The 13,394-nt window shown below is 41.2% G+C and carries 19 protein-coding genes; 9 read left to right on the top strand and 10 right to left on the bottom strand.

What is annotated here, in order from left to right:
* Positions 1 to 168 precede the first annotated feature (168 nt).
* From MHN81_RS15520 to MHN81_RS15505, 4 genes are read left to right on the top strand one after another with little or no spacing between them, the layout of a single operon-like run.
* Complete coding sequence (locus MHN81_RS15520; RefSeq protein WP_239426172.1) at positions 169 to 621, top strand: GNAT family N-acetyltransferase; 453 nt, start codon at positions 169 to 171, stop codon at positions 619 to 621.
* 11 nt (positions 622 to 632) lie between these two features.
* Positions 633 to 1,226, top strand: a complete 594-nt coding sequence (locus MHN81_RS15515) for a Crp/Fnr family transcriptional regulator (protein ID WP_023400496.1) — start codon at positions 633 to 635, stop codon at positions 1,224 to 1,226.
* A 60-nt stretch (positions 1,227 to 1,286) separates the two neighbouring features.
* Positions 1,287 to 1,733 carry an isoprenylcysteine carboxylmethyltransferase family protein gene (locus MHN81_RS15510; RefSeq protein WP_023400497.1) on the top strand — a complete coding sequence of 149 codons (447 nt, stop codon included), beginning with the start codon at positions 1,287 to 1,289 and terminating at the stop codon, positions 1,731 to 1,733.
* Positions 1,734 to 1,793: 60 nt separating this feature from the next.
* Complete coding sequence (locus MHN81_RS15505) at positions 1,794 to 2,318, top strand: GNAT family N-acetyltransferase (RefSeq protein WP_052027403.1); 525 nt, start codon at positions 1,794 to 1,796, stop codon at positions 2,316 to 2,318.
* A 141-nt stretch (positions 2,319 to 2,459) separates the two neighbouring features.
* Here MHN81_RS15505 and MHN81_RS15500 read toward each other — a convergent pair whose 3' ends face one another.
* Positions 2,460 to 2,627 carry a hypothetical protein gene (locus tag MHN81_RS15500; RefSeq protein ID WP_023400499.1) on the bottom strand — a complete coding sequence of 56 codons (168 nt, stop codon included), beginning with the start codon at positions 2,625 to 2,627 and terminating at the stop codon, positions 2,460 to 2,462.
* 388 nt (positions 2,628 to 3,015) lie between these two features.
* On the opposite strand from MHN81_RS15500, the gene MHN81_RS15495 reads away from it, so the two are divergent.
* A complete protein-coding gene (locus MHN81_RS15495; RefSeq protein ID WP_023400500.1) occupies positions 3,016 to 3,519 on the top strand; it encodes an RNA methyltransferase in 504 nt (167 codons plus the stop codon).
* Between the two features lie 116 nt (positions 3,520 to 3,635).
* Here MHN81_RS15495 and katG read toward each other — a convergent pair whose 3' ends face one another.
* Positions 3,636 to 5,849, bottom strand: a complete 2,214-nt coding sequence (katG, locus tag MHN81_RS15490) for a catalase/peroxidase HPI (protein ID WP_239426171.1) — start codon at positions 5,847 to 5,849, stop codon at positions 3,636 to 3,638.
* Positions 5,850 to 6,146: 297 nt separating this feature from the next.
* Between katG and MHN81_RS15485 the strand changes: the two genes are divergently transcribed.
* The 4 genes from MHN81_RS15485 (at position 6,147) to MHN81_RS15470 (ending at position 9,738) form a co-directional block, all read left to right on the top strand.
* Complete coding sequence (locus tag MHN81_RS15485; protein ID WP_023400502.1) at positions 6,147 to 7,067, top strand: hydrogen peroxide-inducible genes activator; 921 nt, start codon at positions 6,147 to 6,149, stop codon at positions 7,065 to 7,067.
* 212 nt (positions 7,068 to 7,279) lie between these two features.
* The gene (locus MHN81_RS15480; RefSeq protein WP_023400503.1) at positions 7,280 to 7,996 is read left to right on the top strand and encodes a hypothetical protein; all 717 of its coding nucleotides are present in this window, start codon (positions 7,280 to 7,282) and stop codon (positions 7,994 to 7,996) included.
* 214 nt (positions 7,997 to 8,210) lie between these two features.
* Positions 8,211 to 8,630 (top strand): DoxX family protein, encoded by a 420-nt coding sequence (locus MHN81_RS15475; RefSeq protein ID WP_023400504.1) that lies wholly within the window; start codon positions 8,211 to 8,213, stop codon positions 8,628 to 8,630.
* Between the two features lie 136 nt (positions 8,631 to 8,766).
* Complete coding sequence (locus tag MHN81_RS15470) at positions 8,767 to 9,738, top strand: glutathione S-transferase family protein (RefSeq protein WP_239426170.1); 972 nt, start codon at positions 8,767 to 8,769, stop codon at positions 9,736 to 9,738.
* Between the two features lie 61 nt (positions 9,739 to 9,799).
* Here MHN81_RS15470 and MHN81_RS15465 read toward each other — a convergent pair whose 3' ends face one another.
* From MHN81_RS15465 to MHN81_RS15430, 8 genes are all read right to left on the bottom strand, one after another.
* Complete coding sequence (locus MHN81_RS15465) at positions 9,800 to 10,189, bottom strand: nuclear transport factor 2 family protein (RefSeq protein ID WP_239426169.1); 390 nt, start codon at positions 10,187 to 10,189, stop codon at positions 9,800 to 9,802.
* Between the two features lie 582 nt (positions 10,190 to 10,771).
* A complete protein-coding gene (locus tag MHN81_RS15460; protein ID WP_239426168.1) occupies positions 10,772 to 11,047 on the bottom strand; it encodes a hypothetical protein in 276 nt (91 codons plus the stop codon).
* 55 nt (positions 11,048 to 11,102) lie between these two features.
* Positions 11,103 to 11,396, bottom strand: coding sequence for a hypothetical protein (locus tag MHN81_RS15455; RefSeq protein ID WP_023400509.1), 294 nt, complete (start codon positions 11,394 to 11,396; stop codon positions 11,103 to 11,105).
* 50 nt (positions 11,397 to 11,446) lie between these two features.
* On the bottom strand, positions 11,447 to 11,755 hold the full coding sequence (locus MHN81_RS15450) for a hypothetical protein (protein ID WP_023400510.1): 309 nt from the start codon (positions 11,753 to 11,755) through the stop codon (positions 11,447 to 11,449).
* A 196-nt stretch (positions 11,756 to 11,951) separates the two neighbouring features.
* Entirely contained in the window at positions 11,952 to 12,269 is a 318-nt protein-coding gene (locus MHN81_RS15445) for a hypothetical protein (protein WP_023400511.1), read from the bottom strand.
* 111 nt (positions 12,270 to 12,380) lie between these two features.
* Positions 12,381 to 12,674: a hypothetical protein gene (locus tag MHN81_RS15440; RefSeq protein WP_023400512.1), complete on the bottom strand. Its 294-nt coding sequence runs from the start codon at positions 12,672 to 12,674 to the stop codon at positions 12,381 to 12,383.
* A 59-nt stretch (positions 12,675 to 12,733) separates the two neighbouring features.
* Complete coding sequence (locus MHN81_RS15435) at positions 12,734 to 13,024, bottom strand: hypothetical protein (protein ID WP_023400513.1); 291 nt, start codon at positions 13,022 to 13,024, stop codon at positions 12,734 to 12,736.
* Positions 13,025 to 13,064: 40 nt separating this feature from the next.
* Complete coding sequence (locus tag MHN81_RS15430) at positions 13,065 to 13,352, bottom strand: hypothetical protein (protein ID WP_023400514.1); 288 nt, start codon at positions 13,350 to 13,352, stop codon at positions 13,065 to 13,067.
* Positions 13,353 to 13,394 lie beyond the last annotated feature (42 nt).

Below are 13,394 nucleotides of genomic sequence, written 5' to 3'. Positions count from 1 at the left end.
AATTAGATTCGCATCAAGTTGTGACACTGGATTTAGTCATTTCGTATCCAAATAGGGAAATTCAATGAATATGCTGTGTAATAGGCTGTTACCTCGAATCGCTGGTATTTAAATTAAGTGTATGATATCAAATCGTTTAGATGTTTTTGTTTCAGGAGCAAACATATTGTGAGTAGTATAGTGACAATTAGGCTGGCAAAGGACGATGAAATCCATTGGGTAAATGATCAATATCAACGGGTCGGGTTTAAATTATCCAGTATCGACAGTGATGTGATAGCAATCGCGCTTATTGATGGTCAAAAAGTTGGAGTTGGACGAGTTCAACAAATTACTGAGCATGCCGCAGAACTAGGTGGTATGTATGTTAATCCAGACTTTAGAGGTGTCGGGGTGGCTGCAAAGTTGGTGGCATTTTTGGTCGACAATGCGTCACAATACGCAAATGTGTTTTGTTTACCTTTTGCTCATCTTGCTAAGTTTTATGAAAAGTATGGGTTTAAGCCGGTAGAGGCTGATAAACAACACGTGCCTGATATCGTATTGAGTAAACACCATTGGTGCAATGAAATGTATGAGCACGAGACCCTATTGTTTGTCAAAAACAGTAAAAGTTCATAATTGGCGATTGTATGGATGAGCTAGAAAATAGGCTGTTTTTGACGCAGCTATTAATGCAAGTCGTTCAGTTTAATGAGCATGAAATAGAATTGGCACTCGATTTTTTTTCGTTTAATACGTTTGAGCCTGAATCGCACCTTTTTGTTAGCCAAGATATTGTGACAGAAGTGCATTTTGTATTGTCAGGCATTGGCCGTTATTACTACCTGGATCGCGACGGAAAGGAGTTCAATAAGTCTTTGGTGAAGCAAGGCGGGGCATTTACCAGCATTGGTTCGCTTGTAGACAACAGTCCAAGTCCATTTTATGCCCAAGCACTAACCCAATGTAAAATAGCGTCGATACGCTATGACGAACTGGTTACTCTGGCAGAAGAAAATACCAACTGGGGTCGATTTGTAAGAAAGGTTTACGAGCGGCTAGCGCTTAAAAAAGAGCGTCGTGAGGCCAGCTTTTTGTTATTGAATGCGCAGCAAAGATACGAGCAATTTCTCATGGAGTTTGGCAGCGAAAGCGAAAATATAGCGCTCAATCAAGTTGCAATGTATCTTGGTATCACAGATGTGAGTTTGTCTCGGATTAGAAAAAAGATGGGCTTAACTTAGGTTAAGGCAATATGTAGGGCAAAAAATTATTGTTATGTTTTTATCGACAGGAAACATGACATGCAAAAACTACTGCCACCGTATTTATATTTGATCACCCTAGCGGCGATGGGAATCACCTGCTGGTTATTTTCTAACGCACATTTAGTAACTTATCCATACAATTTAATTGGCTTGCCCATTGCTATATTAGGAATTGTATTGTCTGGCGTCGCGAAAAGAACCTTCTCTCAATTGAATGTGAACGTACTGACTTTTAACGAGCCAAGTCAGCTTGTCACACATGGTGCATTTCATTACTCTAGAAACCCTATGTATTTAGGGTTTGCTGTATCCTTGCTGGGATTTAATATTTTGATGGGCGTTAGCTTAATCGCGCTGCTCCCATTACTAATGTTTATTGTGATCACTGATCGTTGGTACATCCGCTTTGAAGAGCTTGCCATGCATAAGAAGTTTGGTAAAAAGTATGCATTATACTGCGCACAAGTGCGGCGTTGGCTGTAAGAATATAATCAAAATTTTGAGGGGGAGGGTGGTTGCTGTGAAGTGACAGCTCAAAGGAAAATGAAGCACGTAGTAACATTGAGAAAATTAAAAAAGACAGATCAAGCATACTTGGTACGCCACCTTAATGACGCAAAAGTGACGCAATATTTATCAGCTAGGATCCCGCAACCTTATACGCAACAAGACGCTAGCTGGTGGTTGGAAATAGGATGCGAGCAAAATGCAATAAATAGGGCAATAGAAATCGATGGTCAGTTTTGCGGCGTAATCGGGGCGTATCTGCCAGAAAGTAATTTATTGTCTACTGCCGCAGAGATTGGATATTGGGTTGGTCATGAATTTTGGGGGATGGGGGTAGCGACACAGGCGGTAATGCTCTTTACAACCTTAATATTTAACGACTCAGATGTCGTTGAGTTAATTAACCCTGTTTCTTCCCCTAATAAAGCATCCATCCGGGTTATGGAAAAAGCGGGGTTTAAATTAAAGCTGGTGAGCGAGAAAACGGCCAAACATCAACAGCGCCTGTTTGATGAACATGTATATGTGCTCAATCGGCCTGCTGCTCTCGGTGCAGTCTAAGGCAAGGACACTCTATGTCAGTGCGGTCAAACAGGACTGCTGCCTTCTTATTTTCTCTCTTTTTTCAGTGATTAAAATGGATTAAACAAAGCGACCTTGAGCTCAAAAGGTCGCTTGTTTATTACTCAGTCGTTCATCGCATTATTGAGGAATGCAAGCTTGCGGATGAGTACATGCCCAAATAGAGCGACATGCTGCACGCGTTTCTACTTGAGGCTTTCCGCCAGCAACATTAGGTGTAAGGTCTTTGTCCAAAGGACGGTTGTTAGAAAGGTTTTTTAATGCGTTTTTTTTCATTGTTAATTTCATTTGTATCTCCTTGATTTGTACTTAATTGTACATTTACAAAGCTAACGAATACTTAAGCTTGATTCAACGCAAATACATGAACTGTTACATTCATTGAATATTTGGAGGGGGAATAATCTATTTGTGGCCATCAATAAAAATATGTGTATTTGCTGATTTTTTTATGGGCGTTTTTAATGAATTGTTTTATATACTTTCTTTTTCTTGAATAGTGTTTTTTGTTGATTAGTGACAATTGATGTGAAGGTATTTTCGCAATTGTTACAGTTTGTTTCGATACAGGCATAATGGAAATATTTCATCCGACTGACACGATATGACGCACGTGATACAATCGCCCGTCAAAATTATTGGTTGTATTTTTGCCGTTTGTAGAGAGTTAAATAGTATGAGTGAGTCGTTTGCAGCGATTGGATTAGTAAACCCTAAATCGCCTACTAATGTTGGAGGGGTGCTGCGTGCAGCAGGGTGCTATGATGCAAATGCTGTATATTTTAATGGTAACCGTTACGCAAAAGCTGCTAAATATCATACGGATACAAAAAATATTGCCGACAATATTCCAATCCAACAAGTAGACGATCTTACCAGCTTAAAAATAGCAGGCAGAGCACTTGTGTGTGTCGAGTTGGTTGAGGGCGCGACGCCATTACCTCAATTCAGCCATCCTGAAAATGCGCTTTATGTTTTTGGCCCAGAGGATGGTAGCTTGCCACAAGATATTGTTGATGCGGCAGATGCTGTGGTTTATGTACCAACAACGGGGTGTATGAATTTGGCTGCAACTGTCAATGTCTTGTTGTATGACCGTATGGCAAAGCGCTCGACAAACTTTGATAAAGGCCAGATATTAGCAAGCCGAGATACCAATAACCGCCTAACGGTAGGATAATTCCGAGTGTGAAGGGTGCTTATTGAACAGATAAAATGAGTGTCGAATGTATGTTTGCTGCAATGAAAGTTAATTGGCAACGGTAAAAGCCGCGCAACGGCGCGGCTTGTATATATTTATTTGAGATCAAACCTGTCTAAGCGCATGATTTTAACCCAAGCTTTGACGAAGTCATTGGCAAATTTTTGTTTGGCATCGTCAGATGCATAAACCTCAGCGATGGCTCTTAACTCTGAGTTAGAACCAAAAATTAAATCGACTGAGCTTGCCTGCCATTGTAGCTTACCTGTTTTTCTATCAAAACCCAGATAAATCCCCGGTTGTGATTCAGACTTTTGCCACTTAGTGCGCATATCTAACAAGTTTACAAAAAATGCATTGTTTAAGCTGCCCGGGGTAGCGGTAAGCACACCTGTTTTAGAGTTGTCGGTATTTGTTTCAAGTACACGCATGCCACCTAAAAGCACAGTCATCTCAGGTACTGACAAACCCAGCATGTTGGCTTTATCGACGAGCATTTTGGTTGGCGACATATATGCGTCATTGTGGTAATAGTTCCTAAATGCATCGGCTTTTGGCTCTAAATAATTGAACGATTCTATGTCCGTTTGGTTCTGTGTTGCATCAGTTCTGCCCGGAATAAATGGCACAGATACAGACAACCCTGCTTTGCTAAGTGCATTTTCAAGACCGGTTACGCCAGCAAGGACAATTACATCAGCGAGGGAGACTTGACGACTTGCACGTTTGTTAAATTGAGTTTTGACTAGTTTTAACTTTGCGAGCACCTTTTTCAGCTGTAGAGGGTTATTGACGGCCCAGTTGTTTTGCGGTGCAAGCTGGATCCGGGCACCATTAGCACCGCCTCGCATATCCGTAATGCGGTGGCTAGACGCTGCTGCCCAGGCGGTTTCTATCAGATCAGCGTTAGGTAAACCGGTTCGTCTGATGGCGGTTTTCAAGGTATCAATATCTTTTGTCGTGATAGTTTCCCCTTGATGACGAGGGATTGGATCTTGCCACGTAAGTGCAACTTGAGGAATTTCACTACCCAAATAGCGTGCTCTTGGGCCCATATCTCGATGTGTGAGTTTAAACCAGGCTTTTGCAAACGCCAGTTCATATTCCTTAGGGTCGGCGCGGAATCTTTCGATAATTTTACGAAATGCAGGATCTTCTTTTAGGGCGAGATCTGTGGTGAACATTATAGGTGCACTGCGTTTATTTTTAATATGCGCATCAGGTACTAGGTTGGCAGCTGCCGGATTGTCAGGGATCCACTGAATTGCACCTGCAGGGCTGGTTGTTTGCACCCAGTTGAAGTTCATGAGATTGTCCAAATAATTGGTTGACCACTGTGTAGGAGTGACTGTCCACGCGCCTTCAAAGCCACTGGTACTGGTATCAGCACCTTTACCGGTTCCACATTTATTTTTCCAGCCGAAACCTTGCTGCTCTGTTGGAGCGGCGGCTGGTTCTTTACCAATACAATTATTCGGCTTTTTGGCGCCATGGGCCTTGCCAAAGGTGTGGCCTCCGGCAATCAATGCGACAATCTCTTCATCATTCATCGCCATTCGGCCAAACGATAGGCGAATATCAGCAGCGGCTAATAGGGGGTCGGGTTTGCCATGTGGGCCTTGTGGATTCACGTAAATCAACCCCATCTCGACCGCAGCCAGAGGGCCTTTCAATTTGCCTTTTTTATCGCGGCGCTCGTCCGCTAGAAATGCGGTTTCTGGACCCCAGTAGACTAGATCAGGCTCCCAGTCATCGCTTCTTCCTCCAGCAAACCCAATGGTTTTAAAACCCATAGATTCGAGCGCAACATTGCCAGCGAGAACCATTAAATCAGCCCAAGAAAGCTGTTTTCCATACTTTTGTTTTACAGGCCACAATAAGCGCCTTGCTTTGTCTAAGTTAGCATTATCAGGCCAGCTATTAAGTGGGTTAAAACGTTGCTGTCCGCCAGCAGCTCCGCCCCGGCCATCATGCACGCGGTACACACCAGCGCTGTGCCACGCCATTCGGATCATTAGAGGGCCATAATGCCCCCAATCAGCTGGCCACCAATCTTGCGAATCAGTTAGGGTTGTTTTGATATCAGCTTTGACCTGTGTAAGGTCGAGCTTGATAAACTCCTTCCTGTAATCAAAATTTTCACCATACGGGTTGGATTTGACGCCATGTTGTCGAAGTGGGCTGAGATCTAATTGCTCAGGCCACCAAAATTGATTTGTTTTTATTTGAGTTGCAACTGAGGAGGCAGTGGCGGCGTTTGTTATTACCATCGCGACACCTGTTGCAAGTGTGATCAGTTGAGTACGCATAAATTAAGCTCCAAAAGGGTTATTTGACCCGCTAAGTGCGGTCTGAGTGGTGACCTTTTAGAGCCTATGTGGACAGCTTGCAATTGAAAAATTGAATAACTTAAAGATAGTTATCAGTTTTTTAGAATGTTTAAAAAGCATTCAAAAGAAGAATTTTATCTTATTGAATTTTATTACTTTATTTTTTTACATCGCTGTGATTTTTTAGCTTTGCTTGAAAAGCGCTCATTCCAGCAGGTGCATATATGAATTTATTGATTAAACTAGTCAAAATAATCAATAAAAAAGAACGTAATAATGGTTTCTATAAAACAAATTGTCTATGCACTGGCCGTTGAAAAAACACTGCATTTTAAAAAAGCTGCAGATGCATGTCACGTTTCACAGTCTACGCTCAGTACTGCAATCCACGAACTGGAAAAACAATTGGGCACTGTGATTTTTGAGCGCAATAATAAACATGTTTTTGTGACACAGCAGGGTCAGCAACTCTTAGATAAAGCGCGTAAAATAAAGCTCGAAGTAGACGAGTTCATGCTGTTATCACAGTTGAATAACTCGCCTTTGTCTCGGCCTATGAAGATTGGTGTGATCCCGACAATTGGGCCTTTTTTACTACCAAAAGTACTACCTGAAGTTAGGCGGCAATACCCTGAATTTAAATTGAAAATTGTTGAAGAGCAGTCCCACGTATTGACTGATATGTTACGTCAAGGTGAATTGGATGCGGCTATTCTCGCTCTGCCATACCAGATTGATGGACTAATGGCTTTTAACTTTTGGCAAGAAGACTTTTATTGGGTGAGTCACAAAGATGAAAGTGGTGCAGGGTTGCAAGAGATCACCAGTGAGCAATTCGATATCGCAAAATTGATGTTACTCAAAGATGGGCACTGTTTGAAAGATCATGCATTGAGTGCATGCAACTTACCACACGATCAGAAAGATACCTCTTTTGATAGTACGAGCTTGCATACGCTCATTCAGATGGTTGCTGGCAAGATTGGCACCACTTTGGTACCCCAAATGGCGTTAGACCAGCTGGTCAAAGGAGAGTCAGAGCTTGTGGCACTGCACCTCAATGAACCTGGACCACATCGCACGATTGCAATGGTAGTGAGGCCTAACTATGTTCGCACAAACGATATTACGATACTTCAGAGATTGTTTGAAAAGGAGCTTAACAAGCATTGTGTCATGAGCTACTGCGGTATATAAACTTCGCCAGCTTGGGGCTGCGTTTTGGTCGTTGACCGGGATTTTACGAATTTCCCATGAGCCGATTCTTGTTGTCTATTAACTGGTTGTTACGCATTTAGCTTATTAGTAACGCCCGGCAACATCAAAGCATGGAAAAGTAACACTCAATAACAACTCGCTTGGATTGTTGCCAATATACTCTAACCCAAAGCCTATTGGAGGAGAGTATAGTGAAGTTAATCAATAGTTTAGTACTATCAATTGCAGTATCGGTTTTAGCCGGGTGTAGTAGTGATGATACCTACACCGCCGATGTAAGTGCGATCAATTTGGTCAATAGTGAAATAGATGTTTATTGGCAGTTTGACAAAGAGCAAGATGAAATGTCTCTATCTGATGGCAACGGGATGTTGTTTGGCGATAAGTCGGCTGAAAAGCTTTTAGTCCAAGATAATACGGATGGTGATGTGTTTTCATTTTATGCCGTCAAAGGGAACTCAAAAGAAACTGCGATTAAATCTACACGGTTCCGTTTTTCAGAACATGGTGATTATGTTATATACAGCTATGGTCGGCTGGACAACGACTCTACACAGGCTGCGCAGTTCGATGCTGTTAAAATCGATAATGGAGAAATAGCGACGAGTAAATATCGCGTCATTGTTGTTCATACTTATGTCGCTGATATGGGCAAGGTTGATGTGTATATGGGAGACCAAAAGCTTGTCGAAAATCTAGAATATGGCGAGGCAACTGAGTTTGTGGATTTATCGATTGATTTGAACGAATTGATTGTCGTCAAAGCAGGTCAGGGTGCAAACACTGACGCGCCAATAGCCAAAGTAACATTGTCACCGCAAGCTGGAGATATACATTTAGCTTATATTACAACAACTTCTGATAATGAAGGTAATATTAAATCGTTCAACGTAACCCCTGCAAAATAGCACTGTTGCCTGCGCCTCAATACCCGGTACTTAAAAAGTGATTTCCTAACAAAGCGGCTTGTGCCGCTTTTTTTGTGCACCTTTAAATTAAATTCTTAAAAATAGAATGTTCAGCTCTAATATGGCTAATTTTATTCCTAAAAAAAGATAGTAAACTTGTTTGCAAGTAAGGCAGTTATGCCAGACGAACAAATTTAAGTTTAGGAGCAATACAATGAATTTAGTGAATATCATTTCAAACAACGATGGCTTGTCCAATACCGCCAGCTTATTAGGCCGCATCGGTTTATCAGTCATATTTATCTTAGCTGGCCTTAATAAAATCCAATACTTTGATGGCAATGCACAGTACCTAGCATCGGGTGGATTACCTGAGTTTTTACTTCCACTGGTGATTGCGTTTGAGTTGATTGGTGGTTTATTTATTCTTTTTGGAGCGTTTACACAGCTGACGGCTTTGGCATTTGCTGGGTTTTGTGTAGTGAGCGCACTGGTATTTCACAATAACCTTGCTGATCAAATGCAGTTTTTTATGTTTTTTAAAAATGTCGCAATGGCTGGTGGCTTTTTAGCCTTGGCATCTGCTGGCGCTGGTCGTTTTAGTGTCGACTATAAGTTAGCAAACGCTAAATGATACGAGTAGGGCCAGTTCAGTGGCCCTATATATTTGCAGTTATGTTGGTAATTTAAGTTTGCCAGCGTGGCATAGTATTTTTAGCAACACGTATAGGTTATCAGCAGGTGTTTAAGAGTAGATTAGGAGCAAAGCAATGGGTTTATTAGTGAACGGACAATGGCATGACAAATGGTATGACACAAAATCAAGTAATGGGGAGTTTAAACGTGAAGCGGCACAGCTACGAAATTGGATTACGCCTGATGGTGAGCCCGGTCTAAGTGGTGAAGGTGGTTTCACGGCGCAAAAGGGTCGCTATCATTTGTACGTTTCATTAGCTTGCCCTTGGGCGCATCGAACGTTAATTTTTAGGACAATTAAGGGGTTGGAAGATTACATAGACGTATCAATCGTGAGCCCTGATATGCTTGAGAATGGGTGGACGTTTGATAAAACTGCAAATAGTACAGGAGATGCGATATACGACAGTGAATTTATGCACCAGTTGTACTCAAAAAACAAAGCAGATTACACTGGTCGAGTGACTGTGCCTGTTCTTTGGGATAAGCATCAACAGCGTATTGTCAGTAACGAATCCTCTGAAATTATTCGTATGTTTAATAGCGCATTCAATCACTTAACGGGAAATGAGTTGGACTTTTATCCTCAGCCTTTGCGAACTTCAATTGACGAGATAAACGCCTTCATTTACGAAAATATTAACAATGGCGTCTATCGTACAGGTTTTGCAACCAGCCAAGAAGCGTATGATCAAGCCTTTGATAAGTTGTTCAATGCACTTGATAAAGTGGAACATATATTAAGTGAAAGTCAGTATCTAGTCGGCGATACATTGACGGAAGCAGATTGGCGTTTATTTACCACATTAATTCGTTTTGATGCGGTTTATGTTGGCCATTTTAAGTGCAACAAGCGCACAATTGAGAGCTACCCGAACCTGTCGAACTATATTAGAGCGCTTTATCAATATTCGGGTGTGGCTAAAACAGTCGACTTCTATCACATCAAGCGCCATTACTATTTTAGTCATACAATGATCAACCCAACACAAGTAGTGCCACAGGGGCCCGATATTGATTACAGTACTGGTCACAACAGAGGGTGACAACGCCGCTATTCCTTCGCGATAGTCAGTGATACAAAGCTAAGGGCCAGTTCAGGCCCTTTTAATTTTTGGCATCCTGAGCTAACAGAGTTGACTGTGCAGATATAACTTGCCATTTATCGCCGTGTTTTGCCCAAACCCGAGAAAATGCAAAGTGACCATTTGCACTTTGACCGTTGTACGTGCCAGCAATAGAGGCAAACGTGTGCACAACGCATGCTTCTGGTCGAGTTATCAAATCAAGGTTATATAAATCAATAGAGTCTATTTTCAGTAAACCTGAGCGATGTAAGTCTAAATCATCGCTTTTTGACAGCCTTTGTCCGAGGTGGTTGGTAAAAACGAGTTGCTCGCTCAATAAATTGTCTAGAGCGACAATGTCTGATTTTTGCATAGCTATTTTTAATGCCTCTTCAGCCTGCAATATGTGTTGTGAAAGATTATTGCTCATAATAAGCCTACGTGTTTGCAGCTAATTTTACATGTTATGGTAAAAGGGAGTGCATTGTTATTCTAGTACCAAGGCGAGCAGAAAGATAAAAATTCCCACGAAATACATGCTATTTATGATCTTAATATTGACTAAGCCGTCGACGTTTCCTTTCCATGACTCTTTAAGTGGTATAAAGAGTATTTTCGGTTGTAAAGCGAAACTGAGTAAAAGCACAAAGACCCCGCAAGATTTGAGCATTTCAAGAGGTTGATTTGCAACGATGATAAAATCGTAAATGCCACTCAAGAGAATAATAAGAGCAAATACTAACCACACTAATGAAGCTATTTTTTCTTTAACTGCCAAATTCTTTATCATATTCCGCTCACAAACATGTCGTTTTTTATTTTATTAAATCAAAAAATGTACTGGGTTAATAGGTTAAATAATCAGGAAGGGTTGTTTTATTCACCGGGTTCTTATTTTTTTTGAGTAAGTTGGCGCTTTATACAGCGTTTAATTGTCGCATTATTGGGTTTATGGATTCAGTTAATAAGCCGCAAGTTAAAACTTTAGTTGCGGCTCACGTCAAAAAGAGTTTTAGAACCTATGGCGACAAACTGCGACTATTTGGTTGCCGAAAAAGCCGATTACTGGATAATAACCTGTTGCTCTGGCCCATTGTGCTGCATTTTCTGATATCAACCCTTTTTGCTGCGCATAGTTGATTGCTAATTGATAGTTTGAGTAGTTTGATAAACAGCGGCCTGTTTCAGTATACGCACGGTGCTGGTACTCAACTAAGCTCATTGCTGCCAGCGAATTAAATGATAATAAAGAGAAGGTGATTGCAAAGAGTGCTTTTTTATTAATCATGATGGTGTCCTGATTCGTTTTGAGTTGTCAAATAGCAGCCTACTAATTGGCTGGGTTAGGCCTTGCAAATACCCGAAATGACAAATACAAAGGCGTCAATCACAGGATAGTATCCGTTACTTGAACCCCACTGTGCTGCGGCATCCGTGATTAGGCCTCTGTCACGGGCAAAATTATTGCGGAATATGACTTCTGAAGGTCCAACAGGTGCGCCCGGTCTTCGCAGTTTACATTTTATAGCGTGAATTGAACTCGCATGCGCGATGTATTCATCCAATGTCATAGGGGTGGTAGAAGCAGCTGCTGGCATCGCGAGTGACGCCACAAATAAAAGCGTTTTAAAGTACATTTGAATTTCCTTATTGAATTAACTTATATTTTGAGAATAATTTGTATGTGCTAATTTTTGTTTGTATACGAGTCAAGATTAATACCGCAAATAACTGCAATAGTACCATCGTAATAATCAATAACTGGGTAATAACCAAATGCTTTGCCCCAGTATGATGCTCGTTCAGTGATCAAACCTTGCTGATATGCGTAATCGATATAAAACTTGACCCGCTCATAGCTTGGCGGTCTAGCGTAACAGCGAACCATACTATCTTGTTCGGCTCTTGCTCGATATTGTTCCAATGTCATTGCGGCAAACGCGTCACTTGATAACAAAGACAATAACCCAACAGCGGCGAATAGTTTTAATTTCATGATAAACTCCATTTTTTCTTTTTTAAAAGGAGCTGATATATCTTACTCCTTTAGCGATTTAAAATTAGAGAACAAGTGGTCTAGTTAACTTGTGTTTATTTATCTAATACACATTTATTAAACTATATGTTTGTAGTATAAATTTTGATAAGTAGATGAATCTTTAGTTTTAAATAGCGTGTGGTAATAGTTTTAATTAAATCGGTTTTGAGTGCGAGATAAAACATATCAGGTGAATTCTATCTCGAGAGAAGAAATCGACTATTGGATAGAATCCATTTCTTATGCCCCATTGAGAAGATTGCTCAGTGATTAGCCCTTGGTCACGAGCAAACTCATTACGTAATCTAATTTCTTCTATTTTACGGGGTCTCATATAGCGAGCCTCCCAACATTGGTACCTTTCTTCATATGAAGTTGCCCGCTCGATATATTCATCTAGCGACAATGCAGCAGATGATTCAAATGTAAACAAAGAGAGTGCTCCTGCTAATGCGAGCGTCTTAAAAGTCATAATAAATCCTTTATATTGTGTAGTGTATTTAACTTGTTATGGGATCCAAATTTAAATAATAAGTGTTTAATTCCACTTCAATTAGAATGCTATTGTCATGTCGCCTTGCTGTTAAGGTTTGCCAGCAGAGCAAACTGCGCCGACCTCTCGCCGAAACATATCGATGATGGGGTAGAAACCATTGGCCCTTCCCCAATTGGCGGCACGTAATGTAATAAGTCCTCGATACAGTGCGTCATCAATATATTGCTGCCAATTAGAGGGGACTGGGAAGGTATTGCAGCGCGAGTGTGGCTGACTGCCTATAATGGCACGATATTGATATTCGGATATGTTCATTGATGCAAATGACTCAAATGAGAGTATAGACAATACACTTGCAAAGGTGAGCTGTTTGATGTTCATAGTGATTTCCTTATGAAGCTTAAGCGCTCCAGAATAAATTAAAGCGCTGATATTTTTGACTAGATGCCTCTGCAAATGGCGTTAATTCTGCCTGAGTTAGGATCAATTAAAGGGTAGAAGCTGTAAGCTTTACCCCAATAAGCTGCTCTTTCAGTAATTAAGCCTCTGTTATGTGCATCGTCAATTCGTCTCGCTAATTCTTGAAATGAAATAGGTCCTGCATAACACGTTCCTGGTGGACCGTTGCCTTCAAGGGCAAAGGCGCGATATTGAGCTAACCCCATAGCAGCAGAAGCATCAAATGAAAGTAATGACAATAGCGTTGAGAAAGCGAGAGTTCTGTAAATCATATTTCTGTCCTTTTTTAGCAATTCCCCCTGAGTACAGTTTTTAACCACGGCATATTGCCAAAACTGACCGAGTATAAGTGTCCACAACAGGGTAGTAGCTATATGCTTTTGCCCAAAACGAAGCTCGTTGAGTTATAAGGCCCATCCCAAGTGCGAAATCTATTCGAGCTTTGACTTCAGTGTATGATGTAGGTTTTGAGGTACAGCGACCTGCAGCTTGTGCATCTCTTAGCGCCATAGCTTCATAGGCAGCCATGCTGATCGCTGCATTAGAGTCAAATGACAGTAAAGCGATAGCGCCTGCAAAGGTAAGTGATTTAAATGACATGGAGCACCTCCATTTAAGGTTTGATATTACCGCCTTAGTTTT

Source organism: Pseudoalteromonas sp. Of7M-16 (assembly GCF_022347805.1).
GTDB classification, from domain to species: Bacteria; Pseudomonadota; Gammaproteobacteria; order Enterobacterales; family Alteromonadaceae; genus Pseudoalteromonas; species Pseudoalteromonas luteoviolacea_F.
Note: the sequence above shows the minus strand (reverse complement) of the source record. Positions and strands in the feature narration are given on the sequence as shown.